28 protein-coding genes and 1 riboswitch are annotated in these 23,262 nt (G+C 31.8%); of the genes, 14 read left to right on the forward strand and 14 right to left on the reverse strand.

Annotation, left to right across the window (positions count from 1 at the left end):
• Positions 1-18 precede the first annotated feature (18 nt).
• Positions 19-1,089 (forward strand): NAD(P)H-dependent flavin oxidoreductase, encoded by a 1,071-nt coding sequence (locus V5E38_RS06530; RefSeq protein WP_499212614.1) that lies wholly within the window; start codon positions 19-21, stop codon positions 1,087-1,089.
• 107 nt (positions 1,090-1,196) lie between these two features.
• On the opposite strand, the gene V5E38_RS06535 is transcribed toward V5E38_RS06530, so the two are convergent.
• Complete coding sequence (locus V5E38_RS06535) at positions 1,197-1,814, reverse strand: RraA family protein (protein WP_499212615.1); 618 nt, start codon at positions 1,812-1,814, stop codon at positions 1,197-1,199.
• Positions 1,815-2,223: 409 nt separating this feature from the next.
• Here V5E38_RS06535 and V5E38_RS06540 point away from each other — a divergent pair, with 409 nt between their 5' ends.
• Complete coding sequence (locus V5E38_RS06540) at positions 2,224-2,835, forward strand: hypothetical protein (RefSeq protein ID WP_499212616.1); 612 nt, start codon at positions 2,224-2,226, stop codon at positions 2,833-2,835.
• 102 nt (positions 2,836-2,937) lie between these two features.
• Here V5E38_RS06540 and V5E38_RS06545 read toward each other — a convergent pair whose 3' ends face one another.
• The 5 genes from V5E38_RS06545 to V5E38_RS06565 all read right to left on the reverse strand — a co-directional run bounded on the left by V5E38_RS06545 (position 2,938) and on the right by V5E38_RS06565 (position 4,952).
• Entirely contained in the window at positions 2,938-3,126 is a 189-nt protein-coding gene (locus V5E38_RS06545) for a hypothetical protein (protein ID WP_097978761.1), read from the reverse strand.
• A gap of 123 nt (positions 3,127-3,249) precedes the next feature.
• Positions 3,250-3,693 (reverse strand): SRPBCC family protein, encoded by a 444-nt coding sequence (locus V5E38_RS06550; protein WP_499212617.1) that lies wholly within the window; start codon positions 3,691-3,693, stop codon positions 3,250-3,252.
• 8 nt (positions 3,694-3,701) lie between these two features.
• Positions 3,702-4,130 (reverse strand): SRPBCC family protein, encoded by a 429-nt coding sequence (locus V5E38_RS06555; protein ID WP_499212618.1) that lies wholly within the window; start codon positions 4,128-4,130, stop codon positions 3,702-3,704.
• Between the two features lie 29 nt (positions 4,131-4,159).
• Positions 4,160-4,612, reverse strand: coding sequence for an SRPBCC family protein (locus tag V5E38_RS06560; RefSeq protein WP_499212619.1), 453 nt, complete (start codon positions 4,610-4,612; stop codon positions 4,160-4,162).
• Entirely contained in the window at positions 4,593-4,952 is a 360-nt protein-coding gene (locus V5E38_RS06565) for an ArsR/SmtB family transcription factor (protein WP_499212620.1), read from the reverse strand. The genes V5E38_RS06560 and V5E38_RS06565 overlap by 20 nt, the downstream gene beginning before the upstream one ends.
• 247 nt (positions 4,953-5,199) lie before the next feature.
• Here V5E38_RS06565 and V5E38_RS06570 point away from each other — a divergent pair, with 247 nt between their 5' ends.
• From V5E38_RS06570 to V5E38_RS06600, 7 genes are all read left to right on the forward strand, one after another.
• The gene (locus tag V5E38_RS06570) at positions 5,200-6,378 is read left to right on the forward strand and encodes a MalY/PatB family protein (protein ID WP_499212621.1); all 1,179 of its coding nucleotides are present in this window, start codon (positions 5,200-5,202) and stop codon (positions 6,376-6,378) included.
• A gap of 16 nt (positions 6,379-6,394) precedes the next feature.
• A complete protein-coding gene (locus tag V5E38_RS06575) occupies positions 6,395-6,844 on the forward strand; it encodes a VOC family protein (RefSeq protein WP_499212622.1) in 450 nt (149 codons plus the stop codon).
• A 45-nt stretch (positions 6,845-6,889) separates the two neighbouring features.
• Positions 6,890-7,768 (forward strand): aminoglycoside phosphotransferase family protein, encoded by an 879-nt coding sequence (locus V5E38_RS06580; RefSeq protein ID WP_499212623.1) that lies wholly within the window; start codon positions 6,890-6,892, stop codon positions 7,766-7,768.
• A gap of 421 nt (positions 7,769-8,189) precedes the next feature.
• The gene (locus tag V5E38_RS06585) at positions 8,190-9,167 is read left to right on the forward strand and encodes a VanW family protein (protein WP_499212624.1); all 978 of its coding nucleotides are present in this window, start codon (positions 8,190-8,192) and stop codon (positions 9,165-9,167) included.
• Between the two features lie 183 nt (positions 9,168-9,350).
• Positions 9,351-10,625, forward strand: coding sequence for an ATP-binding protein (locus tag V5E38_RS06590; protein WP_499212625.1), 1,275 nt, complete (start codon positions 9,351-9,353; stop codon positions 10,623-10,625).
• 223 nt (positions 10,626-10,848) lie between these two features.
• The gene (locus V5E38_RS06595; RefSeq protein ID WP_499212626.1) at positions 10,849-11,433 is read left to right on the forward strand and encodes a hypothetical protein; all 585 of its coding nucleotides are present in this window, start codon (positions 10,849-10,851) and stop codon (positions 11,431-11,433) included.
• Positions 11,434-11,604: 171 nt separating this feature from the next.
• Positions 11,605-12,168, forward strand: coding sequence for a GNAT family N-acetyltransferase (locus tag V5E38_RS06600; protein ID WP_499212627.1), 564 nt, complete (start codon positions 11,605-11,607; stop codon positions 12,166-12,168).
• Between the two features lie 318 nt (positions 12,169-12,486).
• Here V5E38_RS06600 and V5E38_RS06605 read toward each other — a convergent pair whose 3' ends face one another.
• Complete coding sequence (locus tag V5E38_RS06605) at positions 12,487-12,990, reverse strand: hypothetical protein (protein ID WP_499212628.1); 504 nt, start codon at positions 12,988-12,990, stop codon at positions 12,487-12,489.
• Between the two features lie 388 nt (positions 12,991-13,378).
• On the opposite strand from V5E38_RS06605, the gene V5E38_RS06610 reads away from it, so the two are divergent.
• On the forward strand, positions 13,379-14,647 hold the full coding sequence (locus V5E38_RS06610) for an MFS transporter (RefSeq protein WP_499212629.1): 1,269 nt from the start codon (positions 13,379-13,381) through the stop codon (positions 14,645-14,647).
• Positions 14,601-15,218 carry a TetR/AcrR family transcriptional regulator gene (locus tag V5E38_RS06615; RefSeq protein WP_499212630.1) on the forward strand — a complete coding sequence of 206 codons (618 nt, stop codon included), beginning with the start codon at positions 14,601-14,603 and terminating at the stop codon, positions 15,216-15,218. The genes V5E38_RS06610 and V5E38_RS06615 overlap by 47 nt, the downstream gene beginning before the upstream one ends.
• Positions 15,219-15,257: 39 nt before the next feature.
• On the opposite strand, the gene V5E38_RS06620 is transcribed toward V5E38_RS06615, so the two are convergent.
• Positions 15,258-15,953, reverse strand: coding sequence for a peptidoglycan recognition protein family protein (locus tag V5E38_RS06620; protein ID WP_499213527.1), 696 nt, complete (start codon positions 15,951-15,953; stop codon positions 15,258-15,260).
• 376 nt (positions 15,954-16,329) lie between these two features.
• Here V5E38_RS06620 and V5E38_RS06625 point away from each other — a divergent pair, with 376 nt between their 5' ends.
• Both V5E38_RS06625 and V5E38_RS06630 read left to right on the forward strand, forming a co-directional pair.
• Positions 16,330-16,548 (forward strand): hypothetical protein, encoded by a 219-nt coding sequence (locus V5E38_RS06625; protein ID WP_499212631.1) that lies wholly within the window; start codon positions 16,330-16,332, stop codon positions 16,546-16,548.
• A gap of 116 nt (positions 16,549-16,664) precedes the next feature.
• Positions 16,665-17,177: a hypothetical protein gene (locus tag V5E38_RS06630; protein WP_499212632.1), complete on the forward strand. Its 513-nt coding sequence runs from the start codon at positions 16,665-16,667 to the stop codon at positions 17,175-17,177.
• 164 nt (positions 17,178-17,341) lie between these two features.
• On the opposite strand, the gene V5E38_RS06635 is transcribed toward V5E38_RS06630, so the two are convergent.
• On the reverse strand, positions 17,342-17,482 hold the full coding sequence (locus V5E38_RS06635; protein ID WP_175403438.1) for a hypothetical protein: 141 nt from the start codon (positions 17,480-17,482) through the stop codon (positions 17,342-17,344).
• A gap of 80 nt (positions 17,483-17,562) precedes the next feature.
• Positions 17,563-19,062, reverse strand: coding sequence for a glutamate/gamma-aminobutyrate family transporter YjeM (gene yjeM / locus V5E38_RS06640; protein ID WP_499212633.1), 1,500 nt, complete (start codon positions 19,060-19,062; stop codon positions 17,563-17,565).
• Between the two features lie 201 nt (positions 19,063-19,263).
• Here yjeM and V5E38_RS06645 point away from each other — a divergent pair, with 201 nt between their 5' ends.
• The gene (locus V5E38_RS06645) at positions 19,264-19,962 is read left to right on the forward strand and encodes a DUF421 domain-containing protein (RefSeq protein WP_499212634.1); all 699 of its coding nucleotides are present in this window, start codon (positions 19,264-19,266) and stop codon (positions 19,960-19,962) included.
• Positions 19,963-20,011: 49 nt separating this feature from the next.
• Here the strand turns inward: V5E38_RS06645 and V5E38_RS06650 are convergent, their stop codons facing one another.
• The 4 genes from V5E38_RS06650 to V5E38_RS06665 are packed head-to-tail and all read right to left on the reverse strand — an operon-like array spanning position 20,012 to position 23,043.
• Positions 20,012-20,524: a cupin domain-containing protein gene (locus V5E38_RS06650; protein ID WP_499212635.1), complete on the reverse strand. Its 513-nt coding sequence runs from the start codon at positions 20,522-20,524 to the stop codon at positions 20,012-20,014.
• Between the two features lie 16 nt (positions 20,525-20,540).
• Positions 20,541-21,167 (reverse strand): class II aldolase/adducin head domain-containing protein, encoded by a 627-nt coding sequence (locus V5E38_RS06655; protein ID WP_499212636.1) that lies wholly within the window; start codon positions 21,165-21,167, stop codon positions 20,541-20,543.
• Positions 21,164-21,817, reverse strand: a complete 654-nt coding sequence (locus tag V5E38_RS06660) for an HAD family hydrolase (RefSeq protein WP_499212637.1) — start codon at positions 21,815-21,817, stop codon at positions 21,164-21,166. Before V5E38_RS06660 ends, V5E38_RS06655 begins: the two co-directional genes overlap by 4 nt.
• A gap of 5 nt (positions 21,818-21,822) precedes the next feature.
• On the reverse strand, positions 21,823-23,043 hold the full coding sequence (locus tag V5E38_RS06665) for a 2,3-diketo-5-methylthiopentyl-1-phosphate enolase (protein ID WP_499212638.1): 1,221 nt from the start codon (positions 23,041-23,043) through the stop codon (positions 21,823-21,825).
• Positions 23,044-23,107: 64 nt separating this feature from the next.
• A riboswitch (SAM riboswitch) is annotated at positions 23,108-23,211 on the reverse strand.
• Between the last annotated feature and the right edge of the window lie 51 nt (positions 23,212-23,262).

The raw sequence follows: 23,262 nt of genomic DNA on the forward strand, positions 1-23,262 counted from the left end.
TTAATAGAGGTGAAAGGAATGTTTAAAAATCAACTAACTGAACTTTTAAAGATAGAATATCCAATTATTCAAGCTCCGATGGCTGGGGGAATCACAATTTCAAATTTTGTAGCTGAAGTATCAAATTGTGGAGCTTTAGGTACAATCGGAGCAGGCTATATGACTCCATCACAAATACGTGAACAAATTAGAGAAATAAAAAAGTTAACAAATAAAAGCTTCGGAATTAATCTATTTGTCCCAAATGATTTTAGAGTAAACGAAAATGAAATTTCAAAATCCAATAATTTATTACAACCTTTCAATGAAGAATTAAATATAAAAAAAAATGACCTCGTACAAGTTCAAAATTTCCATTCTTATAATGATACATTTCACGAACAAATAAAAGTGATCATTGAAGAAGGTGTTCCTAATTGTTCATTTACATTCGGTATACCTTCAAAGGAAATAATAGAAGAGTTAAAGCTTCATAATATTATTTTGATTGGAACAGCAACTACTGTAAATGAAGCAATTGAAATTGAGAAATCAGGAATAGATCTAATTGTCGTACAAGGTAGTGAAGCAGGTGGACATCGAGGTAATTTCTTAAACGAACATGAGGAAAGTTTAATTGGATTAATGTCGCTAATTCCACAAGTAGTTGATCAGGTTAGTATTCCAGTAATTGCAGCAGGTGGAATTATGGACGGAAGAGGCTTAATGGCGTCTCTTTGTTTAGGAGCGAAAGCCGTTCAAATGGGTACTGCTTTTCTAACCTGTATTGAAAGTGGGGCACATGAAGTACATAAGAATGCTATTCTAAATTCTACTGAAGACCAGTTAGTTTTAACCCGAGCATTTTCAGGGAAATGGGCAAGAGGAATTGAAAACAAATTTATTACCGAAATGAAAAAATACGAAGCAGATTTACCACAGTTTCCGGTTCAAAATACGATTACCCAAACGATGAGAAAAGCGTCCTCTGTACAAAATAATAAAGAGTTTATGTCACTTTGGTCAGGACAAAGTCCTAGATTAGCTAAAAAGGAATCGGTAGAAAACTTAATAAATGAAATAATGGATGAAGCTAAAAAACGTTTATAAAAAGAAATTTGATAAAATTAAAATTTTAGCCAAGTAAAAAAAGGTTCTAATAGGTTTTTTTCAAAAAACCTATATTGAGAACCTTTTTTTATAAAATCATTCTTTTGTTACTTTAAAAGCATACGATCAATATACGATTTTATAGCTTCAATATTACCAGATACTTGTTCTTCTCTTTGTTCATCTTTTTTTATTTTATCTAGTGATTTTTCTAAAATCGTTTTTGCTTCCGATTGAGGGATTACAACTACTCCATCTGCATCACCAACAATGATATCACCTGGGTTAACTGATGTACCTCCACATGAAATTGGGATATTAATATCACCTACTCCAATTTTTCCACTTGCAGCTACGGTAGTTCCTTTACAGAATACAGGGAAATTTAATTTTTTAATACCGCTTATATCCCTGATTACCCCATCAACAACTATTGCGCTAACACCCATTGTTTGTGCCATTCCAACAACAAAGTCTCCTGCAATTGCCCGGTATCGATCCCCTTTTGCATCGATTACGATGACATCTCCTGGGTTTGCTTCACGAATTGCCTTTAATACAGCCAAGTTATCACCAACAGGAATTTTAACAGTCAGTGCCCTTCCTGCGAATCTATATTCTTCTTTTAAAGGCTTTATGGACGGATCCATATTATTAAGACCATCCATTACATCTGAAATACAAGTTGTTGGTATATTTTTAAATTGATTAATAATAGAAATCACTCCCTTATAAATCATTTATTTAATGAAATTATATAAATAATATGTTCTCGTGAGAATTTCGAAAAAATTATTAAGCTTGATAAAAAATAATTATTGAATTCAGAAAGGTTGCAATAGATTAATATCGAATAAAATAAGTTGATAATAAAAAACAGTGTAATCTTTAAACATCTTGAATTTAAACATCATGTTAATAAGGATCTCTGATTGAAGTGGAAATAAGTTACTTTCAAAAAAAGTTTAGAGGTTCATTAAGCTTCACTATATTATTAATATTTTACATTCGTCTATTTTTAGACCAGTCCTATTTAAATTAAGAGTTTGCTTAAGAATGTAACATGATTGACTTCATTATTTAATATATAGATTTATCCTTGTATAGTAACATTTAATTAAGGAGTTGAGGTGCTTGAGAAACAAAACTAAATACGTCTATTTAACACATAAGGTTCAAATAGAATCCACTGAAAAACTGGAAAAGCTATCCCAACTTACAGGGAAAACTAGTGCAGAATTAATCGAAAAAATGATAGAAGAAATGTATGATCTACATATAAATTCCAAAGAAAATGAAGAGAATCTTAATGAAGTTCTTAACGATGAAAGTTTATTTGAAGAAATTACAGATCAAGAAATAAGAGATGCAGAGCTAAGATGGCGAAACTCAAAACAAGGTATTAAAGATTTTAGTCAAAGAATGGAAGATTGGAAGAAAGAAGAAAAAAGGAAAAATGCTGAGAAAGCAAAAGAATATAAAAAGAAAATAGTTGATTGGGCTAGAGTCTGGGAAGAGTATTTAAGAAATTACTCTACTTCAATCAAGAAAAATAAAAAACATCATTTCAAGTATTTCAATCCAAATGATAGCGCTGAAGTTTGGAAGAAACAAATGAGGGAATATACAAAGCTTTGGCACCCTGATTATGCGCCAGACCATGGAAATCCTCAAAAATTTGGTGAAATGAAAGCTGAATATGATATTTTAAAAGGTAAAATTCCAACTGAAGAATATAGTTTATAAACGGTAATACATATAAAGATTCAAATGAGTGGTTTCGATTTGTAAAAATAGTAAAAAGTAGTGGAACAAAAATTGTTCCACTACTCATTTAACCTACTGTATTTAATCTTCTTTTGCACTATCCTCAGCAATTACTCTTAGTTCTTGATAAAAAATGTCATGATTACATTCTGGATTTTCAGCTTGTTTATACTTGTCTACAATTTCAAGTAATTCACCAGTATCACCTTTTGCATTGATAATTTCTAATATTTGATTCATATCATCAGTGTATTCATCTTCTTTTTTCATTACAGATCCTCCATTTAAATCGTGATGCCTTTATTATTTGCTAGCTTAATGAAAAAAATAAATCGATATTAGAAATATATTTTTAAAAAGTAGATACATACTTGAATGAGCTATCCTAAAATTTTAATCATTTAATGTTTCTACAATTTTTTTGATCGCTCTTAAGTCTTTCATATTTGCTCTTTTCATCATCTTTGACAAAAAAGGGGTAATTGCTTTAGAAAATCCTTTTGGATTTCCTTTATTTCTCAAAGTCATTAAAGTAGAAGAATCATTTACTTTTGACCAGGTATATGTGGTTTCCATTGGAAATGGACCGTTAGCTGTTCTCATTACTAGTTTTTTACCTGGAGTATATTCTATAATTTCATATAAATAGGCAAGATCTTTTCCTAAAAAACGCGCTTTAAATGCAATTTTGGAACCAATTACTAAAGGTTTTTCTGTTTTCCATTCTGCCGAATTAATATTTATATACCATTTAGGAGCGTTTTCAGGGTTCGATGCATATTCGGAAACTTTTTCTATTGGGCAGTCAATTGTTATTTCAGTTAATACATCTACCATAAACTAGTTTAACCTTGATGCCAAACAACTGGATTATTACCTTCAACATATTGTTTTAGAATATACATTAAAGTACCCCAAGTTGTATTGATCATTGCATAAGGTCCTTCCATTGATTCGAATCCTGAATGATTGAAATTTAAAATTGTAGCACCGTTTTCATTCACATTTAATTCAAAACGAATCTTTGTACCTTTCCATGCAGGCATATCGTGTAATGCAGTCCATTCTAATAATTTACCAGGTTCAATTTCATCGACTTGTAATTGAAAAACAGCTTGACGATTATAAAATGCGACTTCTGTTATACTTCCTAATTGAGGCTCTGCCTTTGCATCCGTAGACCACCAAGATTTGATTCCTTCAGTTGTAGTAATTGCTTCAAATACTTTCTCAGGTGTTCCATTAATTGTAATTTGATGTGGCATATTTACCATTTTATATTCCTCTTTTCATATATAATTATTTATTGAAAAAAACTAGTAAGCTTCTCTTTCAAGAAACTTGTCCATCCATGTGTATGGTTTTTTGCTTCATCTTCATTAGGTAAATTAGAATGGGTTACAATTACTTCCGTTTTTCCATCAATTTCAAGAAAATCGACAGTTACAATTGTAATAGGAAATTCAGTTTGTTGTTCCCATTGCCATGTGAATACTAATTTTTCACTAGGTAAAATTTCTAAATATTGCCCAAAAACGATGTGATCAATCCCGTTTGGTGAGCGCATTGTGAATTTGTAATTTCCTTGTACTTCAACATTCATTTCTACTATTTCAGTTCTATATCCTTGTGGACCCCACCATTGTTCTAAAAGCGCTGGTTTAGTCCATGCCGCAAATACTTTTTCTCTCTTTACAGGGTAAACATGATTAAGTTTTAATGTGAAATTTTGTGGATTATTCATCGTGATCATCATCGTTACCTCCATTTTCTTCAGATAATAAAAACTGCTCTAAACTTGATAGTTGATGCTCCCATAAAGTCTTTAATTCGTTAAGCCAATTGGATGCCGATGTAATTGCATTAGGATGAAGATAATAATACTTAAATCTCCCAACTTTTTTAAAAGAAACCAATCCAGCGTTTTCTAGAACCTTCATATGTTTTGAAAATGCAGGTAATGACATATCAAAAGGTTCTGCTAATTTTTTAACCGTATTCTCTCCTTTAGATAGCTCTTGAATGATTGCTCTCCGTGTAGAATCTGATAAAACTGAAAATACTTGATCAAGATTGTTATTATAATAGTTAACCATGTGGTTAACTATAGGGTAAAATTTGATAAAAAGCAAGCACTACAATTATTCATATTTTTTCCAACTGATTGTTAATTATTGATGCCATAAATGTTTTTAATTGTTTATTTTAATTTGAAATTTTTATTGGAATAGTATAATTTGGATATAAATTATGTTTACGAAAATACTATTGGTTAACTATTTACTGGAATAAAAATAGTAAAATCATAATCATAAATGATCGAAAAATGGTGGGGGATTAATCATGAACTTTAACTTTAATGAAGAACATAATAGAAAAAATACAAATAGTACAAAGTGGGACTCCGTTGATCGAGTATTTGGATGTACGGATGTACTACCTTTATGGGTTGCCGATATGGATTTTGCTTGTGCACCCGGGATTGTAGAGGCTATAACGAAACGAGCTCAACATCCTATTTATGGTTATGGACATATACCTGAAGAATTTTTTGAATCAGCAATGAATTGGGCAAGTAAACGTTATAAAACTTCGATTAAAAGAGAATGGTTAACAAATATACCTGGTGTGGTACCTGCATTAAATTTAGCCATTGATGCTTTCACAAAACCAGGTGATGAAATCATCATTCAGCCACCAGTTTACTTTCCATTTTTCAGTACAATTCGAAATAATGGAAGAAACATCGTTGAAAATTCTTTAATTGAAGAAGATGGATATTATTATATGGATTTAGATGATCTAGTAAATAAAATTACTTCAAAAACTAAAATGATTATTCTATGTAGCCCTGCAAATCCTGTTGGAAGAGTTTGGACGAAAGAGGAATTATCAGGTTTATTTGAAATATGTAAAAAGAATAAAGTTGTTGTAATAGCAGATGAAATACATGCAGATTTAGTCTACAAGAAAGGTAGTCATATACCTTTTTATTCATTAAGTGAAGATGCAGCAAATATGAGTATTACATTTATGTCACCAAGCAAAACATTCAATATTGCAGGATTATTTTCGTCACTTGCTGTTATTCCAAATGAAGATTTATTTACTGAGTTTTCTCATGCAATTGCTCGTTCTAGTTTAGAAAACTTAAATATTTTCGGAATTGAGGCAGTAATAGCAGCCTATAACGAAGGTGAAAAATGGCTTGATGAATTATTGATTTATTTAAAAGGAAACGCGGAGTTCATTCATAATTATTTAAAAACAAATATTCCCGAAGTAAAAATGAGAGTTACAGAAGCAACGTATTTAGGCTGGCTTGATTTTAGAGGTTTGGGCCTAAGAGGCGACCAATTAAACGAATTTATGATTAATGATGCTAAACTAGGTTTAAATGAAGGTCGCGGTTTTGGAATAAATGGGGATGGTTTTATGAGATTAAATTACGCTTGTACACGTAAAACATTAGAAGAAGCCATGACACGATTAGAGAAAGCTGTAAAAGCTAGTAAGAAATAGAGAAGGAGATGGCATTATGACGTTAAAAATAACACCATGTATTGTGATGAGTGAGAATGCTAAAGAAGCGGTTCATTTTTATGAAAAAGAACTTGAAGCAGAGGTTCTTAATATACAAACATACGGTGAAATGCCAATACCTTGTCCAGAAGCATTAAAAAATAGTGTTGCAAATGCAATTTTAAAAATCGGAGAAAGTGACCTTATGTTATTCGATGCGCCGATTCAATCTAATCCGATTATGGACAAAGATTTTCAACAAAATACACCTAATTATGAACATAAAAAAGTAGAAGTTACGATTAATCTTTCAATCGATAACGTAGAAAAAACAAAGCGCATTTTTAATTCACTACAACAAGATGGACATGTTATTGCACCGTTAGAAGCAGTACCATTTAGTCCCGCATTCGGAACTGTTACAGACAAGTTCGGTGTTACATTTATATTGATTACTCAAAAGTAAAATACACATAATTTATTAGTTTTATAGCAAAAATGGGGAGATTAGATGGATAAAATAACTGTTGAATTAGTAAAACAATTAATTAATGAACAATTTCCAATTTGGTCTAGCTTAGATATAAAGCCTGTAGAATTTAGTGGCAACGATAACAGAACGTTTCATTTAGGGGATAAAATGAGCGTTAGATTACCAAGTGCAGAATGCTATGTTCCTCAAGTTGAAAAAGAGCATAAATGGTTGCCTATTTTATCGAATAAACTAAGTTTACCAGTATCTAAACCGTTAGCAAAAGGAAGTCCTAGTAAATACTATCCTTGGCCATGGACAATCAATGAATGGATTGATGGAGAATCTTTAAATAAAGAAAATATAAGTGATTTAAGTCAATTTGCAAAAGATTTAGGACAATTTTTAAAGGAGTTCCAGTCAATTGATGCTCATGGAGGGCCGATTGCAGGAAAGCATAATTTCTTTAGAGGTGGAAACCTAGATGTTTACGACCAAGAAACTATAGATTCAATTGACCAAACGAAAGAGATTTTTAACAAAGATTTACTAACAGTAATTTGGGAAACAGCTCTAAGTTCCAAATGGGAGAATGAACCAGTATGGGTGCACGGTGATATTGCTCCTGGAAACTTACTTGTAAAAAATGGTGAACTATGTGCAGTCATTGATTTTGGAATACTTGGAGTAGGTGATCCATCATGTGATGCTGCAATGGCATGGACATTTTTCGATGATGAAAGTAGAAAAGTTTTTAAAAACAGTTTAAACTTTGATGAACATACTTGGAAAAGAGCGAGAGGGTGGGCTCTATGGAAGGCTTTAATTACATTTAGTGCAAGTAAAGACAATGGTACACCGATAAGAGAAGAATCATTTAATACGATAAATGTCATCATGAATGATTTTACATCTTAAATAGATGAAAAATTTACGAGTTGCTATAATAACGACTCGTTTTTTATTTGGTACTTTATTGAGGGTGCAAATAAAAAAGATCGAACTACAATTAAATCAATGTAAGTGCTAATGAAATGGTTAAAACTGCAAATAAAAAAGTGAAATCTTCAAATAAAATTTTGTAATCTGCAAATAAGCTACCAATGATGAATAAATAGAATGAAAACCACAAAAATTAATAGAAATAATCATAACAATGACTTTAAAATCGATAAAAATAATCAATAAACTGTAAAAATAGCTTAGAGAAGACGAAAAGTCCTTCTCTATTTTTATGGTAAGAAGGGATTGGTAAGAAAGAGCATACGAGTATGACGATAATGAAAAAACATGAAAGTATTGAATCTTGTTCATACTAATGTTGGGGTGAAATACGAATATGATACAAAAATTACTTGCTAGTTTATTATTAATGACGCAATCAGTTGAACTTCCTGACAGCTTAACTGTTATTCAACAGGGCCATCCAATTGCTGTAGTTAATCGTGAAGATTTTACAATGTCACTACCGGGTACACCGTTGATAAACGATAAAAAGTTTAATGAATTTATTGAAAAACTTGATCAACAAATTTACCGTAACCCTATAAATGCGACAATCAATGAACAAGGTAGGATTGTACCAGGCCAGGTAGGTTACAGGCTATATAAAAAAGAGTTTAAGGATCAATTTACTACCTATTTTTATAGTAAAGGACCCTCTAAAATTGAAGTACCAGAGTTAGATATTTATCCTAAAGTCGATAGTGAATTATTAGCTCATATTAGGATTCAACAAATTGGACAATATGTAACTTACTTTAATTCGAATAATAAAAGTCGAGTACATAATATTTCTCTTGCAGCAAAAGCAATTGATAATTACGTAGTTTTCCCAAATGAAGTTTTTTCTTTTAATAAGGTAGTAGGAGAGAGAAGCGGAGCAAAGGGATATAAACGTGCACCGGTCATTGTAAGGGGAGAATTGTCCGAAGGAGTAGGAGGAGGAATATGTCAAGTGTCCTCTACTCTATTTAATGCAGTAGATCGCGCTGGTCTAAAAATTATTGAAAGATATACCCATAGTAGACGAGTACCATATGTACCAGCAGGACGTGATGCTACTGTTAGTTGGTATGGACCAGACTTCCGTTTTCAAAATAAATATAATCAGCCAATTCTAATTCGAGCAAAACAATATGGCGGAAGTATGATTGTTACACTTCATTCTTCTGATGTAATCAATTATGAAGTAAGAAGTGTCCCTATAGCTCCAACTCGTTTACCTGAAGAAATAAATACAGAAGAAGACAAACATTCTTCAAATCCTTCTAGAAAAGGAAAAATAGTACCACCGCATAAGTCGGTAGGGGATTAAAGATTAATACATACTAAGTAAACCCCACAAGGTAAATTAAAGATCTTGTGGGGTTTTTGTGTTTTTCATGAATAAGGATCATTTTGAATAAAAATTAATGAAAGTCTAATCCTTTCAACACTAGACTTATAGAAACTAAGGATTTAGAATTATAAGAAAGATTTGAAAACGAAGGAGAATTGCATGACAAAAATAAATGTATTATTTGATTCGAAGGATATGGAACGAAATACACTACCTTATTACTACGATTACGGAAAGATCATTTCAACTATTCAAAGTCAGCTAATTGATACATTTGGAGTAGATTTTCAAATGTATTCAGATGAGGATACTACAAATGAAATCTGGGAAATTCTAGAAGAAGATCTTAAAGAAGAATCGAGTGAAGTTCAATTAATCAGCCATATTTATAATGAGCTTGAAACAAAAACTATTTCTTCGAATCACACTGATAAAAAATTGGAACTCATCATTAAGCCAAGGGTTGAAAATGGATTATTTTATTATCCGAATTACGGAGTAGCTTTATCGAAAGCGATGATCTTTGAAGCGGATAATCAATATAATAGAGACCTGATTTTTGCTAAAAATGATTCATGTCTTTCATCCTTTTTTCAATACGTACTAAAAAGAAAACGAGATTATATTAAAAATTATGTAACAGTCTATACAGATACAGATGACGGTGTCGAAACATCGATTGAAAATATTACCAAAATGGTTAGTAGAGAAGATGTATTTTTAGAGGAATCATTAAAAAGAGAAATATATCGATCAATAGATCATTTCTTTAATGAAGGTCGAGATTTCTTTAAAACATATGATATCCCATATAAACGAGGATTTTTATTATATGGAAATCCAGGAAATGGAAAAACAACATTAGTAAAATCAATTGCAAGTAGTATTAACGCACCGGTTGCATATTGGCAAATTACTGAATACACATCAAGTTACACAATTAAAGAGGTCTTTAGTTCAGTGTTAAAATTAACACCAATGGTACTAGTTATCGAGGATATTGACAGTATGCCTCCTTCGGTTCGCTCAGTATTCTTAAACACGATTGATGGTGCAACTTCTAAAGAAGGTTTATTTTTAATTGGAACGACGAATTATCCTGAAAAAATCGACCCAGCTTTAATGAATCGCTCTGGTAGATTTGATCGAGCATATGAAATTAAACAACCAACAAAAGAAATGCGTTCTGACTACTTACAAAAGAAAAAATTAAATCGAATTTTAAACAATGAAGAATTACAGCTACTAATCGATTCATCAAATGACTTCTCTTATGCTCAATTAAATGAGTTATATATCTCAATCATCATTGAGTGGGACTGTGAACAAAAAGTAGATATCATTCGACTATGCGACGAAATGAGATCAATTTTACGTAAACAAAAAAAGCAAAATTGGGAAAAGAATCAAACTGTGGGATTTTCTTTTGAATAATTGATTTTATTGTATATGTAATAGTTTTGTGTAAGTTAACTCTCAAAAGATAGATGCAAGGGCTTCTATCTTTTTTCTTTTTGGCTTTGTTAAAGTAGGTGGTTGAATTTCTTCTTCAACAAAATACTAGGTTAGTTGCATAAGAAAAAGGGATTTTGAGGAAAAAAATGGAATATATTTAATAGTGAAAATTATGCTTTGTCATTAAAATTTGGAGGAATAAATGAAAAATAATCTTATGTGCCGATTCTATTCATTGACAATTATGTCGTTTCTTTTATTAGCAATCATCATAGTAACTGGTTGCTCTTCAACCAATATTGTAAAGTCCACACCTCAGGATCAAAATGAAAAGACTATTAAAACTGTCTTAGAAAAACAGTTTACAGGACCTGATATAAAATTAATTGAGATGTTATCGTCGGAAGAAAATGTAACAGTCATAGGAAAAGATGGGGAAGCTACGCAACCCCCAAAAAACACAGAGCTAGAAAAATATTATGAAAAAAACTACCAACCTTATTTTACTGAAAGGATGTACAACAATTTTATCGCTGCATATGCTTTTAATTATCAATTTTTAGCACACAAAAGCGGATATCAAATAAAAGTAAATAACATTGATATTAAAAAAATTGAGACGACTGAAGGAGCCTACGAATTTAAAGTTTATGTATTATACGGAAAAGCTGGAAGTAAACAAAAGCACGCTGAAGTTTCAGGTAGAGTTTATTTTAACAAAGATGGCAAAATAACTAATATTCGATACTTAGATGATGGCGGATTTACAAAAGCGATGAATAATTAAATAGCGAATTGTATTAGCTTTGTGAACAAGGATTGAGCTTTTGGTTATACATTTTCTTTCTTCTGAACATGCTTGCTCTCCTCCTCAAGAATTATTTCTTTGGGGTGACAGTTTTTTAATTATATAAGTTTCATTAGGTCATAATTTAACGTTTTCGAGAGGGGAAATGATATGAATCCTATTTTATTAGATGTTCCGTTACAAATAGAAACAGATAGACTAATTCTTCGAGCACCACTTCAAGCTGGTGACGGCAATGTAGTATACCAAGCTATTAATGCTTCAATTAGTGAGTTAAAGCAATGGTTACATTTATTCCAATCAATTCCTACTATTGAAGAAACGGAAATTCTCCTTAGAAATGCCCATATAGATTTTTTGAAAAGAGAAAGTTTTCGCTATCTGATCTATCATAAGGATACGAATGATTTTATTGGAACTGCTAGCCTTCACAGAATTAATTGGGAGATTTCTAAAGGTGAAATTGGATACTGGATTAACACGCAATATAGTGGCAATGGATATATGACAGAAACAGTAAGTGAGTTAACAAAGCTAGGCTTTCAGCTACTTAAATTTAGAAGGATTGAAATACGCTGTGAATCTAATAACACTAAAAGTCGTTCGATCCCTGAAAAACTAGGTTTTGAGCTAGAAGGAATATTACGTAATGAAGATCTTACAGCTGACGGTAAAAAACTAACTGATACCTGCATCTATGCAAAGGTAAATTAGACTAAAATTTTTAAATCCCTTATGCAACAAATGCATACATTAGTCAATAAAAAAAGACTAGCGTTTCTACTAAAAAGTACCCTATAGAATAGACATTTAAAAGTCTACTCTATAGGGTACTTTTGTTAATTATTAGAAAACCGGAATCGTGGAAATTTGAGATGAGTAAAAAGTATTCACTGAGAAAGAAGTTAAGTTACTTTTCTATTATCAGTACGTGAAAGCAGTTAGTTCAAAAGGTATCACTTACATTGAATTTAAGCGTATTTGTGTCCTTTTCTATTGCTCAAAAATCAAGTTTTAAATTTAACAAAAACTTTATTTAAAATAAGATTTTTTCTCTTCCCAATAATTTACTAGATTAGTATGCATTTCCCCTGGTTTTTCAATTTCAATCCATTCAATACTCCCTCTATATCTCCAAAAAATATTCTTCAAGGGAAGTTTATGTCTTACACGAACTTGCTCTTCTTTCGAATAATGAACACGAATAAAGGTAGTTCTGGAAGATTTTGTTTTAATAAATTCAATATTTTCAATTTCATCCCAAAATATTTTATTACCAACAAAGTCTACAACTACACCTTCCTCGTCCCAGTAAATCCCGATCCCTTTTTTACGATAATTCCATAATTTTATTGAATCTCTAAAAAGTAAAAAGATAAATAACAAGGAGCCAATGAATACAAATATAGTTGAAATTGAGAAATGTTTGGTACTTATTATTGCCATCAAAAGTATTAAAAGAAATAGTATACCAAATATGACAAAAAGAAATATTGTTAAAATCTTTGGTTTGTATACTTTCACTTTTCTATTCATTCTCCTTTTCTACATCTATCTTTATATTATTAAAGAATATTTTGAACATGTATAGGAAAATAAAGTAAATTTAATTAGTTTTATCATTTTAATTTTATAAATGTACCTGAATTTTAGGTCCCTAGATTTATGATTCATTTAGAATGTTATTAAACTAATATGCGTTTTCGTAAGTAAAGTAATGTATTGAACAGGCCCATTTGGCATACGGAAAATGGATTAAAGAAAATTTAGCAATCTAAAAAAATAATACTTTTAATTCCATTTTTGAATAAAGTTAAACGAGGAATATAACTAATTTTCAGAAAAAACGATTGAAAACCGATACTAGTGTCGTTATAATTGAATAAAAACGACACTAGTGTCGGTTTTAAGGGGGCTAAACAAGATGAAAGGTCTAAGGAATAATAAAGGTTTCTTAACATTAATGGTTGCTCAAGCGATTTCAAATATTGGTGATTGGTTAAGTATTGTCGCGATCATTACGCTTGTAGGGTTAAAATGGAATGCTTCGCCAATTGAGGTTTCATTTATTATTTTATGTCTCGCTGTTCCGATGGCATTATTAGGACCTGTTGCTGGAACGATAGCAGATCGCTTTAGTAGAAAGCAATTGATGGTTTTATCGGACATTGTCCGTGCTGGTTTATTTATTTTACTTGCATTAGCAAATACGTTGTGGATGGTCTATATTTGTTTGTTTACGATTGGATTGTTTTCTGCAGTTTTTAATCCTGCCAAAAATGGTAAGTTAAAGGAACTAGTTCCAAATGAAGAAATAAAAAGCGCGATGTCAATTACAGCTATGATTGACTCAGCTACAAAAATTTTCGGACCGATATTGAGTGGAATTCTAGTTTCGGCAGCTGGAACAACGCCAGTATTTTATATTAATTCAGTATCATTTATTATTTCTGCAATCTTAATTTTTTTACTTCCAAAAGTTGCCCAGCAGATTAAAGAAGAAAAAGTGAAAGATAAAGCTAAATCTTCCTATAAAACTGAGTTTATGGAAGGCGTTTCGTTTATTAAATCTAATACTCAAATTTTAGTCGGGATGTTATTTTTAGGTTTTAGTCTCTTAATCTTGCAGTTATCAGATTCGCAAATTATAGTTTTAATAAGGGAACTTAAACATGCATCACCAGGTTTATTTGGCTATTTAGTAACTGGTTCTGGAGTAGGAATGTTTTTTTCTAGTTTAATATTAGCGAAAAAAACAAATTATCGTGCCTATAATTTAATGTTAATTGGAGTTTGTGGAATCGGATTTGGTTTTGGTATGATGGCTTTATTCACACATTTTAATCTCGATTTTTCAATTGTATGGGCACCATTATTAGGGTTGTTTGCAGGATTTGCAGCTGGCTTAGTATTTGTTCCATTCCAGGCATCTGTTCAAGTCGATACCCCAGTTGAGTTAACAGGTAGAGTATTTGGCGTAATAGGAAGCGTAACCACAACAGCAACAATTATTGGACCTTTATTAGGTGGATGGCTATCCACTGTAATTGGTGTCATTCCAACATTTATTATTTCTGCATCACTTTTAGTATTTGTCTCACTAATTGGATTCTTAACGAAAAATAGAGTAGAGCGGGGGAAGAAAGATGTCTCCGAAAGTCAGCAAGGAGCACCAACAGCAACGTCGAACTAAAATTTTAGAAGCAGCAAAACAAGTGTTTATCGAAAATGGGTATGAAAGAACGACTATGAAGCATGTGATGGACGCATCAAATGTAAGTAGAGGTGGATTATATCAATATTTTGCTAATAAAGAAGAATTGTTTGAATCACTTTTATATGAGTCTCTACTAAGAGTGTCTGAAGAAACAAGAAAATTATTGAATCAACATGTTGATTCATATTGGGAATTACTTTTATTAAGAATGTTCGGTGAAAGCAGAGTGCCAAATGATCGAATGGATCCTTTGGCACCAATTACTTTAGAGTTTTTTATAACTGGTAGAAATGATGAAAGAAGAAAAAAGTATGGGAAAGAACGATATTTTTATGGAATTAAAATCTTTTCCGATGTCATAAAAGAAGGCCAAAAAAACAATGAGTTTAGTAAAAAGTATGATAGTGAAATTTTAGCAAGAATGATTGTTTCATTTATTGATGGACTAGCTCTAGACTATGCAATACTCTCAGCGGAAGAAATAATGATAGAAGAACAATCGATTTTGTTTGTACAATTTTTAAAATTTGCTCTCGAAGTAGAATAAAAATGTGGTATTGTTATTAAATTAACATCCCGATTAAAATTATTGATTTAACATTTTCCAAGTCTTTTCTCCAACAATCCCATCCGGTGTTAGACCGATCTGATGTTGAAAAAACTTTACGGCATTTGCAGTCTGAGTACCAAAATGACCGTCTGGTGTAATGCCTAAAAGCTGTTGAATGGTAATGACATAAATAGTTGAATCTCCTATTTTCATAACATGACCAGGGTATATTAATGAGCGATTCAATAAATGTCCTGCATTTATTTTGAAATGATTAAAAATCTCGTTATATTTTACAAACGGGTATGGACACGGTTTTCTAGTAACATCAAAATGACGGACGATATCTTTTTGAGTTAAATTAAACATTGAACATAAATCATTTACAACCATCATTGTTCGATTAATTGTCGTATTTGAGATACGATTATCTTTTTCTACACACATCTCAACGGAAATTGATAATAAATTGGCATTTGGTTTTAATGCCTCTACACCTCGAAAGGGTACACCATTCACATAAGTATATTTTTCATTTGCATGGAATGTCACCTCATTTAAAGGGATAATACAAATTGCCTCTTTAGGATCGACAAAAATATGTGCCGAAGCATAAGATGGTTTTCTTCCTTGACTAATTGCCTCCGCATTTTGCCCAGGTAAAACCTCGCCAAAATATTTATAATGTCCGTTTGCTGTCGCACCTGGATTTGCAGTCCAATGAATAACGATTTTTTTAACTCCATTTAATTTTTGACCAGATCATGTAAATTGATTAATTGGGATGAATTTATTTGTCCAACTTGCCATGAAACAACCTCCTTATATAAATTTTTAAGGATTTTAGTAAAAATGTTTCCAATTATCACTAATATTAGATTATGAGCACTAAATTTTTATCATGTTGAAAATGGTAGCATTTCAGGAATGCGATCAAAAAATAGTACGATAATCGTTTCCGAGACTGAATAAAGCGAAATAGATTGTGGGAGCTTGGAAGGAAATCTCTGTACGAGACTTGGACAGTTATATAATTGAATTCGATATAGTACATAAAATTGAAAACTAAGAATATGGCTATACTAATCGTGACCAAAGGAGTGATTAGATGAATTTTCGATCAAAGGAACAAATATTGACGGAGCAGCCATCAATTGAAAGAAAAATAGAATTTAGAGGAAATAAATACAAATTAGTTGATACAGTTCATGATGTTTCACACGGTGGATTTGATGATCTTACATGCTACACTTACCGAAATGAAACGGAAAATGCGGAAATATTGCTATATGTGCAAAAAGGAAAAATCGTAATTGTTGAACCTTAAAGGATTTAAGACTGTCCTGTATATACAGGCAGTTTTTGTTTGTTTTAGGACTAATTTGATGGCATTTAGAGATATTAAGTGAAACGGTAGATTTGGAAAAATAGGGGGCATGTGGAATGAAAAAGATTATTCTTTTATTCTCAATTCTTTTGTTAACTGCTTGTTCACATGGTAATGGTGCAGTTGAATCATTAAAAAAAGAATATCCTAAAACGATAAAACAAGTAGTAGATCAATTACCAAAAGATGTACAAAAAGAATTGGTTGTACCAGAAAAGATCCCGTTTAGAGCAAAGGATGTCACAATGGATGTACAAAAAAATCAAAAAAATGGAGCTATTAATGCTACCTCGTTTAATTACTCAAATGAAGAAGTAGAGGTTACAATGTTTGTCATCACATATCATAATAAAAAAGCTTCCTTCCCAGATGAACAACAACCATTAAAAACAACCAAATTAAAAGATGGTACAAAAGTTTTGATTGTTGCTGATGATGATAATACAAAAACAATTCGATGGAAGAAAGACGGTCTTTATCATTCAATTTCACTTCTTTTTTCAGAAGAAACTGGTAAACAATACACTATTCGAGATTTAATAAAAACTGCGAATTCGATGAGTAAATAATGAAAAAAGACCGCCAAAAAAATGACGGTCATTTTTTATACATTTAGCAAATTGGCAAATAGGGAAGTAAAATCGACTATAAGCCATTTTTAGGTATTAGTATAAATATAAATGCATCTACGCCTCTGACTTCTCCTAACGGCTCGCCAATCGGTGAGTTTTCTTTATGAATTTTTAACTTCATTAAGAGCTTCAGTATTTGATTTACTTGGAGCAAAATAACCTTCTGAATTAACTGCAGCTGGTGTAGGTTGCCCTTTATTTTTGTTCTTCTTTTTTACATGTGGATTTTGATTGTGACCCATGAATATCACCTCCAAATTTAGTATGTGCTATATTTCCGACTTACTTTCGGAATTGTTATTAACAATAAGTGGGAAGATTGCTAAGCAATTTTCTTCTCTTTTTGGGTATGTTTTCTTGAACGGTTAAGAATGAGTAAAGCTAATATTGAAAAGAAGATTGGACCTGCAATCATCCAGATTGTTGAGTTGTAATCACCTTCAATAGCCGGTTGAATGATTGTAAAAAAGTTTGCAAATCCAACTACTAATATAACGAGAATGCTTGCAAATAAAGCAGATGAATTTGATTTTAATATTTGGAATGGTTTATCGATTTGATCATTCCTTTTAAACATGGGATACGCAATTCCTAAAAATATATAAGGTAATGTCATTGAAACATTCGTCATTAAAGTTATTTTATTAAAAAATGCAGATGCTCCTTGACCGCCAAAGGAAGTTAGGACAATAATGATGGATACAATTGCAAATTGTACCCACATTGCATTGACAGGCATACCTTTTTCATTTGTGTCTGAAAATTTTGTCGGCCATAAGTATTTTGGTGTGCCTTTGATGATTGTTTTTAATGGTGCATAAATTAATGTGAAAAATGCTCCGGTATATGCAAGGAACATTGATAAACCAGTAATTCTTGCAAACCAAATGCCAATTAGATCGGCAGTATGTGTTGATAAATTAAAAGCTTTTCCAAGTTCTAATCCTAAATTATACATAAGGACATATGTTATGTTCCCTAAGTTCGTTGTACTAGCACTTAAATCATTTGACCAGTTAATAAAAATACCTACTAAAAAAATACCTAACGAATATCCTACTGAGATAATAATTGCTGAAATTGTAATCCCTTTTGGAAAATTACGTTCAGCGTTTTCCGTTTGATCAACTAATCCGCCGATTGCTTCTAAACCGCCATATGCAAAGATTGCAAATACAACAAATGATAAGATTGCGAGAGTAGATAGATAATTTGGATTAGGTGAGTGAGCAAATGCTGATGAAAAGCTTTTAATTGGTTGAGCAAATTTTCCTCCATTGAATAGAAAAATAAGGATACTTGTGATTAGCAATACTATATTTAATGAGAAAACTGTGACTCCACCAATTGTTGTAACCTTACTAATACTCTCAATCCCTTTTGAAGCAAAATAGGTCACAACTAACATCCAAAGTAATGCTAATAAGCCAATTGATTGAGTAGATGAAAGTCCAAATAATGAAAGGGATTGCGTTTTGTCTCTACCAAAAATAAAGGTTGATAGGGGAATCCAAACCTTAGAAGAGACACTAACCATATAAATTACATAGGAAGAGAACCACATAAAGGTTCCAATAAAAGCGAATCTAGGACCAACTGAATCTGCCATCCATGTATAAATTCCACCTTCTGAATCCTTATAGGCAGCTCCGAACTCAGCCATCATAAAGGCAAAAGGAATAAAAAACGTAATAGCTGAGAGTAAATACCATGGAATTGCACTATATCCCATTAAATAGAAAGCTGTAGGTATATTTCCAAAACCATATACAGTTGTAAATACCATTAATATTAAGCCAACGAGTGAAAGTTTTTTACTCAAGATCTCACCTCAGATAATTAGTCGATTATAAATGAATAGTATTATTTTCTTCAATAATCGGTAATTTATGAGGGTATAACAACCAATCAGGTTTACTAATTTTTTAGAAATAATAAAGAATAGTTTCGTTCTATTTTTCAAACGCTAAGTTGATTGATAAATTCTTAAAATAGTTGGTTTGAAAGAGAAAGGATGAACTAAATGAGCTTTAATGAAGTAGTATTAAGAGTTATATGCTCATTTTTTGTTTTATTTATTTTAACGAGATTAATGGGGAAGAAGGAGATTAGTCAATTAGATGTTTTTACATTTATAACAGCTATTACAATAGGGAATATAGCAGCATCAATTACGACATCTAAAACATTAACTATTGAAGATGGGATTATTGGATTAGTTGGCTGGGCAGTTTTGACGATTATCATGGGGTATTTAAGTTTAAAATCTAAAACTGTACGTCGGGTAATTCTTGGGGAACCAATAATTTTAATTAGACAAGGAAAAATAATGGAAAATGCATTAAAAAAAGCTAGATTAGATTCAGAGCAATTTCAAGGAATGCTTCGTAATGAGAATATTTATTCGTTGAAAGATGTAGAGTACGCTATATTTGAAATCGATGGCAGTTTATCTATTATGAAGACAAATGATGTTAAAACGAAAAAAAATAAAACATGGAAAAAAACTTTATTATTTCCGACTTCAACAGCAGTCGTATCTGACGGGGAAGTAAATGAAGATGCATTATCAAATTTAAACTTGGATAAAAAATGGTTAATGGCTCAACTTGAAAGGGTAGGTATTAAATCAATTTCAGATGTGTTTTTTGTTGAAGTACAAACCGACGGGTCGTTATATATCGATTACCGAGAAGATCATTTCAATGAAGAGGAAAATTAATTGACTCACATCCTAAAAGTGGATATGAGTCAATTTAGTTTTTATCAAATTATTCGTAAATCGGCACCCAGCCTTCAGTAGTAACAAACAATCGAACAGCAACTACTTTACGATCCTCTGCTAATGTGAAGTAGTGGCGTACATTTGGTGGTACAGAAATTAAATCTCCAGGATTCAAATTAACATGGAAAAATCCTTCATTTCCTTCGATAATAAACGTACCGTGACCGCTAACTATGAAGCGAACTTCGTCATCTGTATGATGATGCTCGCGGTTGAAGTTTTTAAGTAAATCATTAAGATTTGGAGTTGCTTCTGAAAGAGTAATAATATCACTTGCTAAATAGCCACGTCTTGATGAAATACTGTCGATTTCAGCTTTAAAAGTTTCAAGAATTGCTGCTTTTTCATCATCTGATAAAATAAATTTTTCTTGTAGCGAACTATGTAATTGTTCGATATTCCAATTTTCGTAAATTACACCTTGTTCTTCTAAATATGCTTTTACCTCAACATCACTTGTAATATGATAATCTTTTTTTTCTACCCAAATTGTTGCCATTCTTCATTCCTCCAAATTAGTTCTTTATAAATGTATTTTTTTGTATACCTTGTAAAGCGTATTGGAATAGAAACTCATAAGCTTCTAAATGTTTTTTTGCTTCAAATGCTGATTCTGCCCATACTGTTATACCATGATTGTGAATTAATACAGCACCATGATCATTTTTAATATGTGGAAGAAATTCATTTGCAAGAGTGGGGATATGCGCATGATTTTTTATAATTGGAATTGTAATTTCTGCATCTTCTTCCCAAAGTCCCAATGCTTTAATAATTTCAATACCAGAAAAAGATATCTCATCTTGATATGGGAAATCCTTTGTTATAAAGTTATTTGCTAAAGTGTGTACATGAAGAACGCATTTCGCATTTGTGTGTTGATAAATTAGACGATGCAAAATGGCTTCAGCTGATGGTTTTTTTGATTCATCCCAAACAGATTGGTCAAATTCATTAACGAGTAAAAAATCGTCATAAGTATGTTTAGTTTTATCTTTACCACTAGTTGTAACTAAAAAGTTCAAAGGCTCCTCATTTACTTTAATTGATAAATTTCCGCTAGTTCCTAAAAACCAATCTCGATCAGCAAGTACTTTTTTTACTTCGCGAATTTCATCATAATGTTTGAAAAAGTCCTTCATACTAGCACCTCCTTCTCTAATGAAGCTCGAATATCATAGAAATTTTCAAAAGGAATGAAAGGTAAAGATAATTCTTCACATTTATCTTTTAAGAAATCTCGAGCAAAAATTAAATTAGCTTCTTTTGCAATTTGTAAGTCAGTAATTGAATCACCAATGACAATGATAAAATCATTTGCTTCACTAAATTTTCTTTTAACAGATGGTTTACACATTCCACAATCATTCGTACAGTTTTCATCACAAGAATGATCCCAATGAATTTTTACAGTTTGGCCTGTAAAGTCAGTACGATTACATAAAATATCAGAAGATGGAAGGTAATCAGCTAATATTGGATGAACGAAAAAATCTAATCCGCCACTTACAACTTTTAACTCATATTGTTGTACGCTTACAAATTGTATAAAATCGCTAAAACCATCTCGAATGACAGTACGATTGATTACATAATCGGTCATTTCTTGTTTTTTCGTTGAAGGAATCGTAGCAAACATTTTCTCTACACCTTCTCGAATCGATATATTGCCATTTAATACTTCACTAGTTAATCCACTTACTGAAGGTGGAGCAAATTCTTTAATTAAATTAACGATATTGTCTCCCTCTGTAATTGTTCCATCAAAATCACAAAAAATCTTTATTGCCATTGTTGTTACCCCCAAAGTTGTAATGCTTTTTGTAGTGATGTATTTGGAAGTGCGTAGTCTTTTAGGTCAACTCCAGATAATGTTGCTGAAATTGCTTCTCTAAATGCATTACCTCCACCAATTGGTCCATCCGGATGACCATGAACACCTCCGCCAGCGTTGATGACTTGCTCAATTCCAAAATCTTGAATTAATTGAGGCACAAGTGCTGGGTGAATTCCTGCAGAAGGTACCGGGAATGTCTCTTTTAATCCATTTGATACTGTTAAATTTTCAGCAATTTTTAAAGCTGTCTCTTTTTCTAATGCAACTGATCCATATGGTGAAGGGAAAAGACTAAAATCTGCACCAGCAATTCGTAAAAGTTTACCAAGTAATAATCCTGCGTCAATACCATAAATTGGAGAGGAACTAAACGCACCCGATACAGCAGGATGAGCCATAATTGGAATATTAATTGATGGATCTTCTGCCAAACCTTGCAGTACATCAATTCCATACGAGAACACATTTAATAAAAATACATCAGCACCAGCTTCGGCAGCACGTAATGCTTTTTCTTTTAATTCATATGTACGGCCAGTTAAATTCACCGCGTATAATGTTTTGTGTCCTGTTTTTTCATAAACTTGGTTCAAAATATTTTTTCCGTGAGTGACGCGATCCGTAATAGATGTAATTGTGTCAAAAAGGATCTCGTCATCTTTTATTAAATCTACGCCACCTAAAGCTTGCTTTTTTAATTCCTCTGAAATGTATTGAATATCTCTGCCGATAATTGATTTAAAAATGCTCATTAATAAAGGTCGATCATATACATCCAATTTCTCTCGAATACCTTTAATACCAAATTTTGGACCCGGAAAAAGAGCTAAAATGTCATCCGTAAAATTTAAATCAATTAGTTTAATTTCACCATCAAGGGATAGCTTACCGAAAACGGTTGTTAAAATTGCTGGTAGATCAGCTGAAAAATTTAAGCTAGGATAATAGATTTCAATAATCCCTTTTGTCGGTTTATAGCCTAGAAAGTTAACGACATTTTCTTCGCATTCTATTTCACGTACTGAAAGAACTTTGCCTTTATGCTTTTGTAATTGAATTTGATCATTTTGAGGTAAATTCGTCCATGAACCAACCGTTAAACCTAGCGCGATTGACTCTGCCTTTTTTTCTAAATGATGATTTTTATCATAAACTTGGTAAGTTGCTATTACTCCACTCATTTCAAAACCTCCAAAAAGTTTTAGTCAAACAAAAAACCTCTCCACTAAGGAGAGGTTTACCTACACCTTATCTGCCAGCAAATGCTGCGAGAATTAGCACCGTACTAGTTAACTAGCCGGTTGCCGGGTTTCATCGGGCTCGGTCCCTCCACCTACTCTGAATAAAGTAATATTTAATTTTGAATTCTTAATCTAATCGAATTATTTCATGAACAATCA

The sequence above is a fragment of the Rossellomorea sp. GAMAL-10_SWC genome, assembly GCF_049568075.1.
Classification (GTDB): domain Bacteria; phylum Bacillota; class Bacilli; order Bacillales; family Bacillaceae_G; genus Gottfriedia.